Source organism: Nocardiopsis quinghaiensis, from assembly GCF_008638365.1.
In the GTDB taxonomy this organism is placed as follows: domain Bacteria; phylum Actinomycetota; class Actinomycetes; order Streptosporangiales; family Streptosporangiaceae; genus Nocardiopsis; species Nocardiopsis quinghaiensis.
The window spans coordinates 1-17,830 of record NZ_VWVU01000003.1 but is presented as its reverse complement, the minus strand read 5'-3'; the positions used below and the strand labels follow the sequence as shown (position 1 = coordinate 17,830).

Genomic DNA, 17,830 nt, shown 5'->3' with positions numbered 1-17,830 from the left:
GCATGCCGCCCGCGCGCCTCAAGTCGCCCCCGGTCCGTCGGCACCGTTCCCCGCCGCCTCGCCCAGAGCGTCGTGCCTGGTCGCGGGCGAGGCCCGGCTCCCCGCGAGGTAGCCCGCGCGGGCCAGCGCGTTGCCTCCCACAGCGGCCGTGGCCAGCTGCACGAGCAGGGCCAGAACGACCTTGAGCGCGTTCTCCCACGAGGGGAACTGCAGCAGCAGGCCGAACAGCACCAGGGCCGTGCCCAAACCGCTGGCCATGTTGATCCCGTGCAGGCGCGCGTAGAAGTCGCGCAGCCGCAGCAGGCCGAACGTCCCCACCGCGAAGACGAGCGCCCCCGCCACCGCACAGACCACACCGAGCACCTCCAGGAACGTGCTCATCGCTTGCCTCCCGCGATCAGTCGGGCCAGGGAAAGGGCGGTCACGAAGCCGAGCAGGGTGCACGCGAGTACGAGGTCGACCACCAGCTCGGCCCCCAGCCGCATGCCGAGGAGGGCCACGACGCCGACGAAGCCGAAGAAGACCACATCGGTGGCGGCGCCCTGGTCGGCCCTGGTCGGTCCGGTCAGGATGCGGTAGGCGGCCGTGGCCATCGACGCCACGACGAGCACCAGAGCGATGTCGACGGGATTCACCGCGCGCCCCCCTTCCCGGGCACGGGCCGTCGTGCGGGGGCACCGCCCGCGCGCGTCACGCCCAGCAGGCGGTCCTCCATCGTGTGGACGTGGTCCCGGAGGCCCTGGTCGTCCTTGGCGTACATCCCGTGCACCCACAGGGTGGGTGGGTCCTTCCGGACCGCCACCGTCACCGTCCCGGCGGTCAGGGAGACCATGTTGGCGACCGCCGTGATCTCCAGATCGGTCCGGCACCGCAGCGGCACCTCGACGAACGCCGGGGTGGACGCGCTGCCCGGGGTGAGGATGTCCCAGCCCAGACGGGCCGAGGACGTCACCACCTGGAAGCCGTAGAAGAAGGGGAACCACAGGATTCCGGCGCCCCTGCGCAGGAAGGAGGTCATCGACTCGTCACCGCCTCGACGTAGGTGGAGGTGTCCACAAGGTGCGCGGCCGCCTGCGCGCTCAGGTCCAGCAGCACCTGGCTCCCCAGACCGAAGCCCAGCGACACGGCGGTCAGGACCAGGGCCGGGAGCACGACCGCGGGACGGACCCCGGGCTTCGCCGGAGCGCCGGCGGTCACCGTCCCGGGGGCGCCCGCCCCCTCGGACCCGGACGCCGGCCCGTGGTCCTCCCCGTCCTCGGGGTCCTTGCTCCAGAAGACGCCGTCCCAGATCTTGAGCATCGACATCAGGGTGATGAGGCTGACCACGACGGCCACCGCGGCAGCCATCCACCGGCCGTCCTCGAAGGCGGCCGTGATCAGGACGAGCTTCGCGACGAATCCGGAGAAGGGAGGCAGCCCGGCCAGGGACAGCGCCGCGCCCAGGAACGCCAGGGCCAGCAGGGGCTCGCGTCGGGCCAGCCCGCCGAGCCGGTCCAGCTCCCCCGTGCCGTACGTGTGCTCGGCGGCACCGGTGGACAGGAACAGGGACGCCTTCACCACCATGTTGTGGACCAGGTAGAAGATCCCCGCCATGAGGCCCAGCTCGGTGAACAGGGCGACGCCGAGCAGGATGTAGCCGATCTGGCTGATCATGTGGAACACCAGGATCGAGCGGGTGGACTTCTCCCCCACCGCGCCCAGGACCCCGACCAGCATGGTCACGCTGAACACCAGCACCCCGACCCACAACAGGGAGGAGTCGCCGTCGAAGACCACCGCGTACAGGCGGTAGACCGCGTAGATGGCGACCTTGGTGTGCAACCCCGAGAACAGTGCCGTCACGGCGGGCGAGGGCGCGGTGTAGGAGCGCGTCAGCCAGCCGTGCACCGGCACCACGGCCGCCTTGACGCACAACGCCAGCAGCACCACGCCCATCCCCGACGCCACCAGCGGTGACTCCTGGGCGGCCCCGGCCAGTTCGCCCAGCTGCACGGTCCCGGCCACACCGTAGACGAGCGCGACACCGGCGAGGAAGGTGGTCGAGGTCAACAGGCTGACCGTGACGTAGGTCCGTCCGCCCCGAACGCCGCGGAGCGTGCCCGCGATCGTCAGCAGCCCGTAGGAGGGCACCAGCAGGACCTCGACGAACACGAACAGGTTGAACAGGTCGCCGGTGAGCAGTGCCCCGTACACCCCGGCCGAGAGCACCAGGACCAGTGGCGAGAAGAGCCGCCGGTCGGCCTCTCCGGTGGCCACGGCGAAGACCGAGCAGACCAGGATCAGCAGGGCCGTGGTGGTCACCATCAGCGCGCTGAAGGCGTCGACCACGAACGGGATGGCCACACCGTCGCGCCACAGGCCGAGGTCGTGGGCGTACACCTGCCCGTTCCTGGTGAGCTGGACCAGGCACGTACCCGCTGCCAGGGCGCCCGCGCCGATCGTCAGCAGCAGGGCCCGGCGCAGCCACCGGGGTCCCTCCAGGACGGTGAGCAGGGCGGCGCCCAGGATCGGGACCGCGACCAGCAGAGGCAGCGCGGCGTTCACGAGGCTTCCTCCGTGTCGTCGTCCTCACTGGCCGCGGCGAGGGTGAACATGTAGATGGTGATGGAGAAGGTGATGACGATCGCGGTCAGCACGAAGGCCTGCGGCAGCGGGTCCGCCGCCTCCTCGGCCGGAGCCGTCTCCAGTAGGGGCCGGCCGCGCCGGAACGTGCCGCCCGCTGACAGCAGCAGCAGGTTCACGCTGTGCCCCAGCAACACGAACCCCAGGATGATCCGGACCATGTCGCGCTGCAGGATCAGGTACACGGCTCCGGTGACCAGGACACCGATCGCGATGGGCAGGGTCATGGGGTACCTCCTGAGGACGACGCGTCACGGCCCCGCTCCCGGGCGTCGGCCCCCTCGCCGAAGCGCCTGTCGGGGCGTTCCAGTCCCAGCTGGTTGAGCGCGGTCAGCAGCACACCGACCACGGTGAGGTAGATGCCCGCGTCGAAGACGAGGGCGGTGGTGACGTGGACCTCGCCCCAGGGCACCGGGAGGCCGGTGTGCAGCGGGCGCAGGAACGAACCGTCGACGTACCCGAGCAGCCCCGCGCCGACGGCCACGGTGACGCCGCTTGCGATGGTGGCCAGGTAGGACAGGCGGATACGGGTGACCGAGTCGCTGGGCGCGGTCAGGTAGACCAGGGCGAAACCGGCCCCGCCGACCAGCCCGGCGATGAACCCGCCCCCGGGGGCGCTGTGGCCCCGCAGCAGCAGGTACACCGACCACAGCACCAGCAGCGGGAGCAGCCAGCGCGTCACGGTGCGCATGATCACGGTGTTGTCGTCGGCCTCCCAGGCGGGGCTCGCCATCGACACGCTCAGGCGCGTGCTCCACTTGCCGAGGATTCCGGCGGAGTGCAGGGTGGCGGTGACGATCAGACCCGCCACGCTCAGGACGGTGAGCTCTCCCAGGGTGTCCATGGGCCGGTAGTCGACCAGGATGGTGTTGACCACGTTGGTGCCCCCGGTTTCCTCCGGGGCGTTGGACAGGAAGTACTCGGCCACCGAGGACAGCTCCCTGCGCCCGGTGAACACGTAGGCGCCCAGTCCCGCGGCGGTCCCGGTGGCGACCGCGACGGCGGCGAACACGGCCCTGCGCGCACGGGGGACCCGGTGGAACTCCCGGGGCAGGCGGCGCAGCACCAGCACCGCGATGACCACGGTCAGGATCTCCACCAGCAACTGGGTCAGCGCCAGGTCGAGCGCGCCGAGGAGGAGGAACCACAGCGCGGTGCCGAACCCGGCGACACCGACCAGGGCCAGAGCCGCCAGACGCGAACGGGTCAGGACCGCTGCGGCCACGGCGGCGGTGAACAGCGCCACCAGGACCCAGTCCTGGGGGTGCGAGACGGACTCGGGCCGGACGCCGTAGTCCAGGTCGGCGGTGAACACCGCCACGGCGAGCAGGACGACCAGGACGATCGGGGCGGCCAGGTGGCGGGTGGGCGTGTCGGTGCGCGTCAGGTCCCCGATCCGCTCGCCTGCAGTGGTCACACCCGAGTACAGCCGCTCGAAGACCGTCGTCCCCTGGACGGGGAAGAGGCGCCTTCCGGCCAGGACCGCGCCGGAGGCGGTGCGCCAGGCCAGGAACGCACCGAGCAGCAGGCTGGCGACCGACATCCCCAGCGACGGGGTGAGTCCGTGCCACAGCGCCAGGTGCGCCTCGGTCCCGGCGTGGGCGGCGTCGGAGGCGGCGGCGCCGGCCACCGGGTTCAGCAGCGGGACGGCCAGCCCCAGTGCCAGGCCACCCGCGGACGCGATCACGGGCGCGGCCAGGAAGAGCCGGGGAGCCTCCTCGGGAGCGTCCCGCCCGGGGGTCCGCGGGCCTCGGCCGGTGAAGACCGGATACACGAACCGGAATGCGTAGGCGAAGGTCAGGGACGCGGCGACCACCGCGACCGTTCCGGCCACGGGCCCGGCCCAGGCGGGGCCGGGAGCCTCCAGGAACGCCTCGAAGAGCTTCTCCTTGCTGACGAAGCCCAGCAGCGGCGGAACCCCGGCCATGGACAGAGCGGCCAACGCGCTCAGCGCCGTGGTGACCGGCATGGCCCGGCGCAGACCGCTCAGCTCACTCACCTCCTTGGCCCCCGCCTGGTGGTCGAGGATGCCCACCGCCATGAACAGCGCCGACTTGAACAGCGAGTGGGCCAGGACGTGCACGGCCGCCGCGATGAGCGCCAGCGGGGTACCGACGCCGACCACCGCGACCAGGAAGCCCAACTGGCTGATCGTGGAGTAGGCGACCAGTTCCTTCAGATCGTCCTTCTGCAACGCGAACACGGCACCGATCACGGCGGTCGCCAGTCCGAAGCAGATCAGGGCGGCGTTCCACACCGCCAGGTCGCCGAAGGCGGGCGAGAACCGCATCGCCAGGTACACGCCCGCCTTGACCATCGCGGCGGCGTGCAGGTAGGCGCTCACCGGAGTACTGGCGACCATGGCGTCGGGGAGCCAGTAGTGGAAGGGGAACTGCGCCGACTTGGTCAGGACGGCGAGGACGACCAGCGACGCCACGGCGACGGCGAACCCGGGATCCTGGGTCCAGGAGGTGTCGGCCAGGATCTCGCTGAGCCTGGTGGTGCCGGTGCGCACCCACAGCAGCATGACGGCGGTGAGCAGCGCCAGACCACCCGCCGTGGTCAGCAGGAACGTGCGCACCGCGGGCCTGCCCGCCTTCGGCCCCGGCAGGCCGATCAGGGCGAAGGAGCAGATCGTGGTGAGTTCCCAGAAGACGTAGAGCAGGACGATGTCGTCGGCCAGGACGAGCCCCGTCATCGCCAGGGTGAAGGCTCCCATCAGGAAGTAGAAGCCGCCCTGCCGCCCCGGAGGGAGGTAGCGGGCGGAGTAGACCAGGACCAGCGCGCCCGCACCGAGGACGATCACGCAGAACAACCAGGCCAGACCGTCCATCCGCAGGTGCAGGCCCACACCGATGGCGGGCATCCAGGGCAGGGCGGCCTCCAGGACCTGGCCCTCCACCAGCACCTGGCGGCCCCGTGCCAGGACCAGTCCGGTCAGCAGGGCGAGCACCGCGGCCACGGGCCATCCGGTCTCGCGGCCGAGCACGCGGTCCACGGCCGGGGCCGCCAGGGTGACCACGGCGAGTACGACGACAAGGAGGAGGAGCACACCGCCGTCCTTTCACGATCTCCGGTCCCTCCTCGAACATGCGGGCATGCCAAGGACGGCCGCGCCGTCCCGGGGACGACGCGGCCGACGGTCACCGAACAGAAGAAGACACGGGCCCCATGCTCAGGCCGCAGCGGACGTCCCGAACCCCGGACACGCCGGGCACACGGCTAAAAGCACGAATTTTCAGAGCATGGTGGACACGACGGCGGCCCCCGCCACGCGGGAGGAGGGCACTCGGACAGGGGGAGGGGCTCCCCGCGGGAACCGGCGCCCCCGCCGACCGACGAGGCGGCGCAGAAGGAGGGACCGTCTCCGTGGGCCGGTGGTCCCGCATCTCCGTGCAGGGCCCGAAGGCGCCGGGCACCGTGCCCGTGGGCCGCGCCCGCGAATCGCGACCGCGCCGAGGGCTACCCCTCCAGCGCCCGCCGGGCGACATGGCCGGGCACCTCCACACCCGGTGCCAGACCCGGGTCCGGCTCCGGTTCCCCGAACACCTGCCGCACCGGCAGCACACCCGCCCACACAGGCAGGCCGTGGTCCTCCTCCTCGTCCACCGGCGGCCCGGTGCGCACCTTCACCGACGCCTCCTCCAGCGACAGCGCCAGCACGCGCGTGGCCGCCATCTCCTTGGCGTTCGGCCGGCGGACCACGTCCCACTGTCCAGGAGCCAACTGCTCGGTCAGCGCGCGCATCCCCTCCCACCGCTCCCGCTCGTCCGTGACCACGCGCGGCACACCGTAGACCACGGCGGAGCGGTGGTTGACCGAGTGGTGGAAGGCCGACCTGGCCATCACGACACCGTCCAGCAGAGTCACGGTGACGCACACCTCGCCGCCCGCGCGCAGCGACCGCGCTCCGGTGGAGCCGTGCAGGTAGAGGGTGTCGCCGACGCGCCCGTACCCGGTGGGCACCACCATGGGCGCGCCGTCGACGACCACCCCCAGGTGGCAGACCATCCCCGCGTCCAGCAGGGAGTACAGGTCCGCGTGGTCGGTCCGGGCCTTGTGCTTGCCGCGGCGGAGTCTGGTGCGTTCTGTGGTGGAGAGCATGGCGCTAGCCTAGGAAGCAAGTGGACACCCCACCATGGCCACTTCTTCCCGAAAGCGAAGGACCACTTTGCCCCGGCGCCTCGTCGAACCGGCCTTCCACCTGGAACGCTCCGCCCCCGAGCCCCTCACCGTCCAACTGTCCGACGCGCTGCGCGAGGCCATGTCCGGAGGGACGCTCGCACCCGGCGAGCGCCTGCCCTCCAGCCGGGGCCTCGCCGCACAGCTGGGCGTCAGCAGGACCGTGGTGACCGAGGCCTACCAGCAGCTCTACGCCGAGGGCTGGCTCGAAGGACGGCACGGCTCGGGCACCTTCGTCACCGAACACGACGTCCTACCCGTCGCCGTGTCGCCCCCGGCGGAGGCCGTCACGCCCCGCTGGTCCCGGGAACAGGCCCGGCGGCTCGGCATGACCGACCTGCGCCCGGGCGCGCCGTGGGTGCGCGACCACGACCGCGCCGCCTGGCGCAGGGCCTGGCGGCACGCGGCCGAACAGGCCCCGGACGACGACCCCGACCCCCGGGGTCTGCCCCGCCTGCGCGAACTCCTCGCCGGACACCTGCGCCGGACCCGGGGTGTGCGCATCGGGCCGGAGAACGTCATGGTCACCCGTGGCACCGGCAACGGCCTGGACCTGGTCGGGGCCGCCCTGCTCGGCGCGGGCACCCGCGCGGGTGTCGAGGAGCCCGGCTACCAGAAGGCCCGCACCATCCTGGCCGCGCGCGGGGCCCGGGTGCTCTCCTGCCCGGTCGACCACGACGGCATCCTCACCGAGGAACTGCCCGGCGGCCTGTCCGTCGTCCACACCACCCCCGCCCACCAGTACCCGCTCGGCGGACGGCTGCCCATCCCGCGCCGCGAACGCCTCCTGGCCTGGGCCCGCGCGAACGGAGCCATGGTCGTGGAGGACGACTACGACGCCGAGTTCCGCTACGACGTGGCTCCCCTGCCCGCCCTGTACGGCCTGGACCCCGGCCGGGTCATCCTGCTCGGCACCCTCTCCAAGAGCCTGTCCCCCGACGTGGGCATCGGCTGGATCGTCGCCGAGCCCCCGCTGCTGGAGCGCCTGGCCCAGACCCGGCACGGCCTGTCCGACCGCACCAGCGTGCCGGTCCAGGCCGCGACCGCCCTGCTGCTGGAGCGCGGCGACCTCGACCGGCACCTGCGCCGGATGCGCCTGGAGTACGCCCGCCGCCGCAGGATGCTGATCGACCTGCTCGGACCCCGCCTGACCGGGGACACCGCGGGTCTGCACGTACTGCTTCCGCTGCCCGCCCGCGCCGTGGCCCCGGTGGTCGCCGAGGCCGCCGAACGGGGCGTCCTGGTGGACGACACCTCCCGCAACAGCCACGGTGTCCCGACCGTGCACGGACTGGTCCTGGGCTACGGCACGGCGCACCCCGCCGACCTGCGCCGCGCCTGCGCGGTCCTCAACGAGGTGATCGCCCGCCACACCGGGAACGGCCCGGACCGACGACGCGGTGGAGGATAGCCCCTCCCGGGAACCGGCCCCCGGCCCCGGCACCAGGTCCTCGTACCGGGGAAACGAGCGGCCCCGGACTTCTGGGTGTTCGGAGCGGTCCGAGCGTGCTTTTCCGGCTGAGACCGCCACGAAAGCGACACCTCGGGTACCGCCTACCCTTCCCGAACGCCCCCTGCGCCCACAGCGGCCGAGGGATCGGTGTCCATCCGCGCCCCAGCACGCCACCAGGGCCAGGTCAGCACTGCCCCGAGCAGCGCTCCGGCGCTGTTGAGGAGCACGTCGTCCACTGAGGTGACGTGCCCGGTGCCCAGGACGTACTGAAGTACCTCCACACCCACCGACACCGTCGCCGCCACGGCCGTCACCCGCGCGAACCCCGCCAACCGGTGTCCCCACGCCAGCGGGAGCAACGCTCCCAACGGCATGAACAACGCGATGTTCCCGCCGTTCTGGTAGAGCCCGGTCATACCCCCGAACCCCGAGCTCGACATGTCGGAGAAGGGTACGAGGGAGATCGCGCCACCACTACCCGGGTTGAACAGGGTGAGGACGAGTATGGGAAACAACGTGGCCAGGGGCAGCACGTCGAGCACGCTTTCCGGGACCGCCCGCTTCCACGGACGGCCCCGCCACACCCGAACCCAGGCCACCACAGCGGCCAGCAGTGCGACGAGGGGGGAAAGGACGACGGAAGATTCCAGCACGGTCGTCACCGAGGAAAAACCCATGCGGGCCACTCCACCACACCGCGGCAGTCGCCATGGGGCCATCGACGGGGATCACCGTGGCTCAGAGGCTGCCGATGGTGGTGGGGTGGTTACGGTGAACCTTTCCGGTCGCCCCGTTCGGTGACGGACGCGGCGGAAGAACCACCGTCCCGGCCGTGACGCACGGCGGGACGATGGTTTCTCGCATCCAGGACTCTCCCAGCCGGGTACCGGGCGGCCCGTGGGAAGCGGGAACGAACGTCCTGCTCCCCGGTACGGGGTCCCGCGGAAGAACGGAACGGGCGCTACAAGCCGTCCTGGGAACAAGCAAGCAGGTTCGGCGACAAGCTAGCTCTCGGCCCAGACACCCAGTTCGTTGCCGCTGGGATCGGTGAAGTGGAAGCGGCGCCCGCCGGGGAAGGTGTAGGGGCCCTCCACCACGCGCCCGCCCGCGGCCGCCACGGCCTCGGCGGACCGGTCCAGGTCGGTGGAGTACAGCAGCACGAAGGGACCGCCCGGTCGCACCTGCTCACCCAGGGCGAGTCCGCCCACCTCGGGTGCGTCCGCGCCCCGCGGGTTCCGGATCCCCGTGTACTGGGGCCCGTAGTCGTTGAAGCTCCACCCGAACGCGTCGGAGTAGAAGCGCCGTGCCCGGTCCAGGTCGGTGACCGTGAGCTCCAGGTAGTCGATGGCGTGGTGCCGGTGTGATGCCTGTGTCATGCGCCGATGGTCCATGACGACTACGACAGTCCGAAGGACGCGCACCGGGGCATCCTTGCGTGATCGGGGGTGACATGGGGGTTCTCAGCTCAGATAGTGCCGTCTCACGTAAGGATGCATATGAGCCAACCTTCACCTTTACGACGTAGATTCCCCTTTGAGGCAGAACAGGCCAAGGACCCGCCCTACGGGTCGCACGCTCCCGCTCCGCGCGATGCCCCCGAACCGTCAGCCGCACGTGCGCAGCTACTCGGTCCGGCGGTTCGACACCGACGCGCTGGAGACGGACATCGAGTTCGTCGACCACGGCGACGCCGGTCCGGCCTCGGCCTGGGCGTCCCGCGCCGTCCCCGGCGACGAGGCGGGAATGCTCGCCGACGGCGTGTACCACCTGCCCTCCGAGGACACCGACTGGCAGCTGCTCGTGGGTGACGAGAGCGCCGTACCCGCGCTGGTGTCGATCCTGGAGCAGGCCTCCGAGGACCTGAGGGCGCTGGTGTACCTGGAGGTGCCCTCCGCCGACGACGTGCGTCCGCCCCCGGCCTGCCCGGGGCGGAGGTGCGCTGGCTGCCCCGCACCGACCCGCACGCGGTGCCCGGGCAGCTCGCCCCGGACACGGTCCGCGCCGCCGAACTGCCCGAGGGCCGCCCCCACTGCTTCGTGGCCGGGGAGAACGCCCTGCCCACCGGGCTGCGCCGCTTCCTGGTACGCGAGCACGGCGTCCCCAAGGACGACATCGCCTTCATCGGCTACTGGCGCCACGGCCGGTCCGCCATGGACTGAGGACGCGCGGCCGGGGACCGCACCGTACGGCCGGCCGGCGGTCGGCGGCGGTCGGCGCGGTGTCCGGTACCGCGGCCGCCCCACCGGCGTCAGCGCCCCGGCACGCGCCTCAGCAGGAGCCCGCCGGGTTCCACGGGCTGAACAGCCCGGCCGGGTTCTCCTGCCAGAGCCACACGTGCAGCGAGTAGTTGACCGGCAGGCCCGGGGCCTGCGGCTCGGAGGGCCCGTCGAAGGGCTGTCCGAAGAGGTGGGGCCGGTCGTCGTCGGTGGAGACGTCCTGGTCCTCGTCGGCGTAGAAGTACTCCACCGCGACGAGCTCGCGGCCGCCGTAGCCGTCGGGCTGGTAGACCAGCGCCTCGGGTGCACGCGCGTCCAGCTCCCGGTCGATCCGGTCCCATCTGACGTAGTGGTGGCCCATCACGCCCTCGGAGCTCTCCACGCACTCCCCGTCCGGCAGGTAGCCGTCGGCGACCGCCCTCTCCTCGTCCACGTACTCGTCCAGGGCCTTCTTCGTCGAGGCCAGTTCCCGGTCCACCGTCCCGTCCGCGTGCGCGCCCACCGGCGCGGGCACCGCCAGCACGGTTCCTACCAGCGCGGTGGCGGCAAGGCGGGTGAGGGCTGGCGACATCGTTTCCTCCCGGCTGCGTGCACCCTGCGCAGGCGCGTCCCCCGGATGCGGACCGGGGCGGGTCGCCGCGTACGGAGGCGGCGCCCGTCCTGCGGGTCCCCGGACGGGGGCCGCGGGTGTGCGTACGACAGACAGGCTCTCGGCGCGCACCCTGACGGAGCCGCCCGACACAGTGGCCCTTGAGGAAAAACCGACGCGGAATTGACCGGGCATGGGCACCGCCTCGAAGGGTGTGCCGACCGTGCGGCCCCGGGAACCGCACGGTCGGGAACGGACGGCCCTCCCCCAGCGCGCGAAGGAGTTCTCCCGGCCCACCGCGGCCCCGCCCCTCAGGCCGGCGTGCCCCGCCAGCTGCGCCACAGGCCGGAGTAGCGCCCCCCGGCGGCGACCAGGTCGGCGTGCGTGCCCTGCTCGACGATCCGCCCCCCGTCCATGACCACGACCCGGTCGGCCGTCTCCGCCTGGGTCAGCCGGTGCGCCACCACCAGGGTCGTGCGTCCGGCCGTGGCCGCGGCGGCCGCCCGCTCCAGGCGCCGGGCGCCCGAGCTGCCCGCCTCGGCGGTGGCCTCGTCCAGGACGGCCACGTCCGGGTCGGCCAGGACCAGGCGGGCCAGGGCCAGGTGCTGGGCCTGCTCGGCGGTCAGGGCGTGCCCGACCTCGCCGACCACCGTCTCCAGGCCCTCGGGCAGGGCGCGCACCCACTCCAGGGCGCCGACCGCCTCCAGCGCGGCCTCCGCCTCGGCCTCGGTGGCCCCGGCACGGGCCAGGCGCAGGTCCTCCAGCAGGGTTCCGGCGAACACGTGGGTCTCCTGACTGACGAGGAAGACGTGTTCGCGCACCCGCCGCTCCCCCAGTTCCTCCAGGGGGATCCCGCCCAGGTACACGCTTCCGGCCGTGGGCGTGCGCAACCCGCCGACCAGGGCGGCCAGGGTGGTCTTGCCCGCGCCGCTGGCCCCGACCAGGGCCACGCGCTCGCCCGGGGCGACCTCCAGCGACACCTCCTCCAGGGCGGGCGGACCGCCGGTGCCGTAGGAGTGGGTGACCGCGTCGACGCGCACCGAAGCACCCGCCGGGCCCTCCTCGGTCTCCGGCCCCGCCTCCACCGGAAGGTCGGCCACACCCGCCAGGCGGGCCAGGCTCGCCCCGGCCGACTGCACCTCGTTGAAGTTCATGACCAGGAAGATCATCGGTCCGAACAGGCGGTGGAAGTACAGGGCGGCGGCGGTGACCATGCCGACGGTGGCCAGGTCGCCGCGCACCAGCCAGAACCCGACCACCAGCACGGAGGTCAGTCCGACGCACTCGGCGCCGTTGAGCCGGGAGCCGAACCGGGTGAAGAGCCGGAACACCGCGACCGTGATGTCCATGGCGTCGCGGGACCGGCCGCGGACACGGTCCTCGTGCTCGTCCTCCAGGCGGTAGGCGCGCACGGTGCGCCGCCCGCGCAGCGCGCCCATCATCGCGTGCGAGCGCTCGCCCATGGCGACGCGCTCGCGGGCGTAGTAGGGGCCCGAGCGCGGCAGGTACCAGCGCACCGCCAGCACGTACACCGGCAGGGAGAGCATTCCGGCCAGGCCCAGACGCCAGTCCAGGGCGGTCATGCCCGCGGCGGTCAGCAGCACGGTGGCCAGGGCCACGACCACGTCGGGGCCGGTGCGGGCGATGCTCATGGTGACCACGGCGACGTCGTCGCCCACACGGGAGAGCAGGTCGCCGATGCGGACCCGTTCCAGGCGGGCGGCGGGCATGCGCAGCACGCGGTCCATGACGCGTTCGCGCAGACGGGCCAGGACGGTCTCGCCGACCCGGCTGACCAGCCAGCCGCCCACACCCACCAGCAGGCCGCCGAGCACACCCGTCACGGCGATCAGGGCGGCCGAGGACAGCACGGTGTCCAGGCTCCTGCCCGCGGAGATGTGGTCGACCATCCGGCCCAGCACCCACGGGGCGACCAGTCCGGCGGCGCTGCCCGCGAGCACGGTGGCCAGGGCCAGAGGGGTGCTCCAGCCGGTGCGGCGCACCCCGTCGCCGAGTACCGCCCAGGTGCGGCGGGCCGAGGCGGTGGGCAGCAGTCCACCGTGTTCGTTCGCCGCTGTCTCCATGGCCTCCGTGGTCTCCGGGGCCTCCGCCGCCGTGCTCATCGCAGCACCGCCTCTCCGTAGTGCCGGTCCTCCTCGACCAGGCGCGCGTGTGTCCCCGTGCGGTGGACCCGTCCCTCGACGAGCACCACGACACGGTCGGCGCGGGCCAGCAGCGCCGGGCTGTTGGCCACGACCAGGGTCGCCCCGGCCGGGGTCCGTCCCTCCCGGGCGGCGGTCACGCCCCGGGCGATGGCCTCCTCGGTGACCGCGTCCACGGCGGTGGTGGGGTCGTGCAGTACCAGCACGGGGGGGTCGGCGACCAGGGCCCGGGCCAGGGCCACACGCTGGCGCTGGCCGCCCGAGAGGTTGGCGGCGCGGTCGGCGACCGGCCGGTCCAGGCCCTCGGTGTGGCCGCTGACCAGGTCCTCGGCCGCGGCGGCGCGCAGGGCGTCCATGAGCCGCTCCTCGTCGGCCCCCGCTCGGACCGCCAGGTTGGAGCGCAGGGTGCCCTCGAACAGGGCGGCGCCGTGCTCCTCCACCAGGACCGTGCCGCGCAGGGCGTCCAGGCCGAGTTCGCGGACGGGCACACCGCCCACCGCGAGCGTGCCGCGCACCCGTTCGGGGTCGGCCCGGCCCGAGAGCAGCTCCAGCAGCGCCTCGGCGTCGCGGGGGTCGGTGGTGAGCACGCCCACCAGCTCTCCTGGGGCGAGTTCGAGGTCCACGCCGCGCAGGGTGCGGTAGTCGACTCCGGACAGGGACACGGCCGGGTCGTCCCCGCAGGAGCGGTCACCCGGGGTGAGGGCGTCGGGCGCGTTGAGCAGGCGTACCAGCCGCTGGGCGGAGGCGCGTGCGGTGGCGAACAGCTGGCCGACCATGCCCAGTCCCTGGACGGGTTCGGCCAGGAACTGGGCCAGGCCGATGACGATGACGAGTTCGCCGACGCTGAGGCGGCCGTTGAGCGCCATCCACCCGGCCACGCCCGCCACGCAGGCGAGGAAGAGGGCGCTGGCGGCGGTGACCAGTCCCCGGTAGAGGCCGTTGCTGGCGGCGGCGCCGACCGAGGCGTCCAGGGCGCGGGCGCTGGCCGCGCGGTAGCGTGCGGCGGCGTTGTGCCGGGCGCCGATGCCCATCAGGACGCGCAGACCGCTGACCAGGTCGGTGGCCAGGGCCGTGGCCCCGGCCGCGGTGGCCTGCTTGGCCTCGCTGCGCCGGGTGATCCGGGCGGCGGGAAAACGCAGCAGGAGCATGAGCAGGGGAACGCCGACGAGCACTCCGATGCCGAGGGGGACGTCGACGGTCAGCAGGGCGACGGTGGTGACGATGATGGCGACCACGACGGCGATCGACGCCGACCAGGCGCGCACGTACTGGGCCGCCTGTTCGGCGTCGGAGGTGGCCACCGAGAGCACCTCGCCCGCGCGCAGGCCGCTGCGCTCACCGCGGGGGTCCAGGGCGCGACGGGCGGCCTCCACCCGCAGCAGGTGGGCCTCGTTCTCGGTGGCGCGCAGGGAGAAGCGGGCGCCGGTGCGGTAGGCCAGGGCCAGGACGGTGAAGAGCACCGCCATGCCCGCGACGCAGACCGCCAGGGCGCGGACGTCGCCGGGGACGACGGCCCAGTCGATGGTCAGGCCGATGGCGACGGGGACGAGGGCCTCGGCGACCTGGTGCAGGGAGAGCAGGACCACGCCGAGGGTGACGTGGCGGCGGTTGCGTCGCAGGGTGCGCCCGCGCAGGGCGCGCACGCTGGCGGGGGCGGCCTGGGGATCGGGGGCGGGAGGGGCGCCCGGAGCCGGCCGGTCCCGTTCGGCGTCGGCGGGGGCGGGGGCGACGGCACTCACGCGGCGCGTCCCCTCGGTGCGGGGCGCGCGACCCCGTACGGACGTGTGCTCATCCGGTGTTCTCTCTCCTGCCGTGTCGTGCCTGGGCCGGGCTGGTGTACCGGTCGGTACCGCCGGGTGGGCCGTGTCCCCGCTCTCCTGGCCGGTGGACGCGGCCCGGCCGCGGCGTCCACCGCGTCCCCGGGAAACGGGCCCTGAATCGCCACATCGACCTTGGTTAGGCTAACCTTTCCCGGAATGACAACGGTCACCGCGGCCGGAAACCGGCAAACCGGATTCTCCATGACCCTCCGCCGCGGAACAACCAGAGGGGCCCTCGCCTTGCGTATCAGGCATCCGAGCCGCCGCACCATGATCCGGACCAGGGTGGCGCGCACCGAGCGCACCACCGACCACTTCCTCACGGTGACGCTCACCGGGGAGGAGTTGGCCGAGTTCGAGTTCCTGGGCCTGGACCAGTGCACGAGGATCCTCTTCCCCAGGCCTGGCCAGGACCGGCTGCACCTGCCGGCCGCCGCCGAGGACGACGGATGGGTGGCCGCGTTCCGCGCCATGCCCGACGACCGGCGCCCGCACGTGCGCAACTACACCGTCCGCCGCTTCGACCCCGAGGCGCTGGAGATGGACATCGAGTTCGTCGCGCACGGGGACGAGGGCCCGGCCTCGGCGTGGGCCCTGGGCGCCCGCGAGGGCGACGAGCTGGGGCTGTACCCGGAGGGGGTCTACTACCTGCCCTCCGAGGACAGCGACTGGCACCTGCTGGTGGGCGACGAGAGCGCCGTGCCCGCGCTGCTGTCCATCCTCGAACAGGCACCCGAGGGCCTGCGGGGACAAGCGTTCCTGGAGGTGCCCTCCAGCGCCGACGTCCGCCCCGTGCGGGCCCCGTCCGGGGTGGAGGTGCGCTGGCTGCCCCGCACCGACCCGCACGCGGTGCCCGGACGGCTGGCCCTGGAGACCGTGCGCGGGATCGACCTGCCCGAGGGCCGCCCCTACTGCTTCGTGGCCGGGGAGAACGTCCTGCCCACCGAGCTGCGCCGCACACTGGTGCGCGAACACGGCGTCCCCAAGGACGACATCACCTTCATCGGCTACTGGCGCCACGGCGTGGAGGCCTACCCGTGACGACGCGACGCCTCCACGCGGGCCCGCGCACGGGCTTGCGCAACGCCGCCGACTCCTCCAACATGGCTTTTGCTTAGGCAAGGCTAAGCTTAATTACCCGACCGAATGAGGCTCCATGAACCGCGGTCCCCTGACCCGCGGCGGCTCGATCGCCGCCGGTGCGCTGTCCCTCCTGCTGCTCGCCGCCTGCGGTGGCCAGGCCGCCGACTCCGGGGAGGGCGGGTCGGACGGCGCGGCCGCCGAGGGCTACCCGGTCACCGTCGAGACCCTGTTCGGCGACGTGACGATCGATGACAAGCCGGCCAACGTCGTCGCCACGGGCTGGTCCGACGCCGAGACCGCCCTCGCCCTGGGCGTGCAGCCGGTCGGCGTGGCCGACTGGCAGGGCTACGGCGGCACGGGCGTGGGCCCCTGGGCGGCCGACCTGTTCGACGAGGAGCCGGCCGAGGTCGGCACCATGGAGCCCAACCTGGAGGCGATCGCCTCCCTGGAGCCCGACGTCATCCTCGACACCCGCTCCGACAACAGCCAGGAGCGCTACGACCTGCTCTCGCCGGTGGCACCGGTGGTGGGCCCGCCGCCCGGTGTGGAGGTCACCTACGGCACCACCTGGCGGCAGCAGACCCGCCAGGTCGCCCAGGTGCTCGGCGAGGAGGAGAAGGGCGAGGAGATCGTCGAGGACCTGGAGGACCGCTTCGCCCAGATCCGCGAGGACAACCCCGGGTTCGCGGACATGACCATCGCGGTCGGCGCGTACTACGACGGCCAGTACGGCGCCTACGTCCCCGGCGACTCACGGGTGGACCTGCTCCAGGACCTCGGGTTCCAGTACGAGTCCGAGATCACCGAGATGGCCGACGGCGCGTTCTACGCGGACCTGAGCCCGGAGCTGGTGGAGGTCCTGGACGCGGACCTGACCGTCATCTTCCCCATCGGCGGCACCGCGGAGTTCCTGCACGAGGACCCGGTCCTGCAGAGCATCCCCTCCGCCGAGGACGGCCGCCTGATCATCCTGGACGACATGGAGCTGGCCAACGCCTTCTCCAGCGGCTCGGCCCTGGGCACCTCCTACGCGCTGGACGGGATCGTCCCGTTGATCCAGGAGACCCTGGAGGGCTGACGCCCCGGACGGAGCCGGGCCCCGCGAAGCGTGTGCTTCGCGGGGCCCGCGCCGTTTCCCGGCCGGTTTCGGGTGCCGTCGGCGGGTGCCGCCCCTCCGCCGTGACGGACGGAAACGACGTACAGCGAAAACCTCACATACCTCTCAAGTCACATGCACCCCACGAGAATGTTCCCGAAATATCGCCAACACCCCTTGTTCGTGCATGTCCGCGTACGTACAGTAACTTAACATCCATTCAGTGGACGCCCGCCCACGCAGGGTCCCCCCGCCACGGCCCGTACGGCACCCGCTAATCCGCACGTGTCCCGGCGGTCGGCGGCCCTGTCCCCTACTCCCGAAGGACGCCATGAGCACGAGGAAGAACGTCCGACGCGCCACCGCCGCCTCCACGGCGGTGGCCGCCTCCGTCGCCCTCACCGCGGCGGTCCTCACCGCACCGCACTGGAGCGGGAGCACCCCGGCCGAGGCCAACGCCGACCTGAGCGCCGCCCCCGGCGACCTGGTGTGGCAAGACGACTTCGAGGGCCCCGCCGGCAGCGCACCCAACCCCGCCAACTGGAACCACGAAACCGGCGACCACGGCTGGGGCAACAACGAACTCCAGAACTACACCGACAACCGC

15 protein-coding genes and 2 pseudogenes are annotated in these 17,830 nt (G+C 72.7%); 5 read left to right on the top strand and 12 right to left on the bottom strand.

Going from position 1 to position 17,830, the window contains the following annotated elements:
• Positions 1-18: 18 nt before the first annotated feature.
• The 7 genes from mnhG to FYX01_RS08845 all read right to left on the bottom strand — a co-directional run bounded on the left by mnhG (position 19) and on the right by FYX01_RS08845 (position 6,726).
• Complete coding sequence (gene mnhG, locus FYX01_RS08875) at positions 19-381, bottom strand: monovalent cation/H(+) antiporter subunit G (protein WP_150239482.1); 363 nt, start codon at positions 379-381, stop codon at positions 19-21.
• Positions 378-593: an MrpF/PhaF family protein gene (locus tag FYX01_RS08870; RefSeq protein WP_394350450.1), complete on the bottom strand. Its 216-nt coding sequence runs from the start codon at positions 591-593 to the stop codon at positions 378-380. Before FYX01_RS08870 ends, mnhG begins: the two co-directional genes overlap by 4 nt.
• Positions 594-631: 38 nt before the next feature.
• Positions 632-1,018 (bottom strand): Na+/H+ antiporter subunit E, encoded by a 387-nt coding sequence (locus FYX01_RS08865; protein WP_150239478.1) that lies wholly within the window; start codon positions 1,016-1,018, stop codon positions 632-634.
• On the bottom strand, positions 1,015-2,544 hold the full coding sequence (locus FYX01_RS08860; RefSeq protein ID WP_150239476.1) for a monovalent cation/H+ antiporter subunit D family protein: 1,530 nt from the start codon (positions 2,542-2,544) through the stop codon (positions 1,015-1,017). Before FYX01_RS08860 ends, FYX01_RS08865 begins: the two co-directional genes overlap by 4 nt.
• Positions 2,541-2,849, bottom strand: a complete 309-nt coding sequence (locus FYX01_RS08855; protein ID WP_150239474.1) for a sodium:proton antiporter — start codon at positions 2,847-2,849, stop codon at positions 2,541-2,543. The genes FYX01_RS08860 and FYX01_RS08855 overlap by 4 nt, the downstream gene beginning before the upstream one ends.
• Positions 2,846-5,674, bottom strand: coding sequence for a DUF4040 family protein (locus FYX01_RS08850; RefSeq protein ID WP_150239472.1), 2,829 nt, complete (start codon positions 5,672-5,674; stop codon positions 2,846-2,848). The genes FYX01_RS08855 and FYX01_RS08850 overlap by 4 nt, the downstream gene beginning before the upstream one ends.
• A gap of 410 nt (positions 5,675-6,084) precedes the next feature.
• Complete coding sequence (locus FYX01_RS08845; RefSeq protein WP_150239470.1) at positions 6,085-6,726, bottom strand: pyridoxamine 5'-phosphate oxidase family protein; 642 nt, start codon at positions 6,724-6,726, stop codon at positions 6,085-6,087.
• 67 nt (positions 6,727-6,793) lie between these two features.
• On the opposite strand from FYX01_RS08845, the gene pdxR reads away from it, so the two are divergent.
• The gene (gene pdxR, locus FYX01_RS08840; RefSeq protein ID WP_150239467.1) at positions 6,794-8,215 is read left to right on the top strand and encodes a MocR-like pyridoxine biosynthesis transcription factor PdxR; all 1,422 of its coding nucleotides are present in this window, start codon (positions 6,794-6,796) and stop codon (positions 8,213-8,215) included.
• 143 nt (positions 8,216-8,358) lie between these two features.
• Here pdxR and FYX01_RS08835 read toward each other — a convergent pair whose 3' ends face one another.
• Complete coding sequence (locus FYX01_RS08835) at positions 8,359-8,910, bottom strand: VanZ family protein (RefSeq protein WP_190394242.1); 552 nt, start codon at positions 8,908-8,910, stop codon at positions 8,359-8,361.
• 351 nt (positions 8,911-9,261) lie between these two features.
• Complete coding sequence (locus tag FYX01_RS08830) at positions 9,262-9,633, bottom strand: VOC family protein (RefSeq protein ID WP_150239463.1); 372 nt, start codon at positions 9,631-9,633, stop codon at positions 9,262-9,264.
• 205 nt (positions 9,634-9,838) lie between these two features.
• On the opposite strand from FYX01_RS08830, the pseudogene FYX01_RS08825 reads away from it, so the two are divergent.
• Positions 9,839-10,416 (top strand): annotated as a pseudogene (locus FYX01_RS08825) (siderophore-interacting protein); the annotation flags it as partial.
• A 109-nt stretch (positions 10,417-10,525) separates the two neighbouring features.
• Here the strand turns inward: FYX01_RS08825 and FYX01_RS08820 are convergent.
• The 3 genes from FYX01_RS08820 to FYX01_RS08810 form a co-directional block, all read right to left on the bottom strand.
• Complete coding sequence (locus tag FYX01_RS08820; RefSeq protein WP_150239461.1) at positions 10,526-11,044, bottom strand: hypothetical protein; 519 nt, start codon at positions 11,042-11,044, stop codon at positions 10,526-10,528.
• 329 nt (positions 11,045-11,373) lie between these two features.
• The gene (locus FYX01_RS08815; RefSeq protein ID WP_150240042.1) at positions 11,374-13,146 is read right to left on the bottom strand and encodes an ABC transporter ATP-binding protein; all 1,773 of its coding nucleotides are present in this window, start codon (positions 13,144-13,146) and stop codon (positions 11,374-11,376) included.
• A 35-nt stretch (positions 13,147-13,181) separates the two neighbouring features.
• Entirely contained in the window at positions 13,182-14,963 is a 1,782-nt protein-coding gene (locus FYX01_RS08810) for an ABC transporter ATP-binding protein (protein WP_150239459.1), read from the bottom strand.
• Positions 14,964-15,314: 351 nt separating this feature from the next.
• Here FYX01_RS08810 and FYX01_RS08805 point away from each other — a divergent pair, with 351 nt between their 5' ends.
• From FYX01_RS08805 to FYX01_RS08795, 3 genes and pseudogenes are all read left to right on the top strand, one after another.
• Positions 15,315-16,085: a siderophore-interacting protein gene (locus tag FYX01_RS08805; protein WP_150240040.1), complete on the top strand. Its 771-nt coding sequence runs from the start codon at positions 15,315-15,317 to the stop codon at positions 16,083-16,085.
• A 115-nt stretch (positions 16,086-16,200) separates the two neighbouring features.
• A complete protein-coding gene (locus tag FYX01_RS08800) occupies positions 16,201-17,205 on the top strand; it encodes an ABC transporter substrate-binding protein (protein WP_150239457.1) in 1,005 nt (334 codons plus the stop codon).
• Positions 17,206-17,554: 349 nt separating this feature from the next.
• A pseudogene (locus tag FYX01_RS08795) lies at positions 17,555-17,830 on the top strand (glycoside hydrolase family 16 protein); the annotation flags it as partial.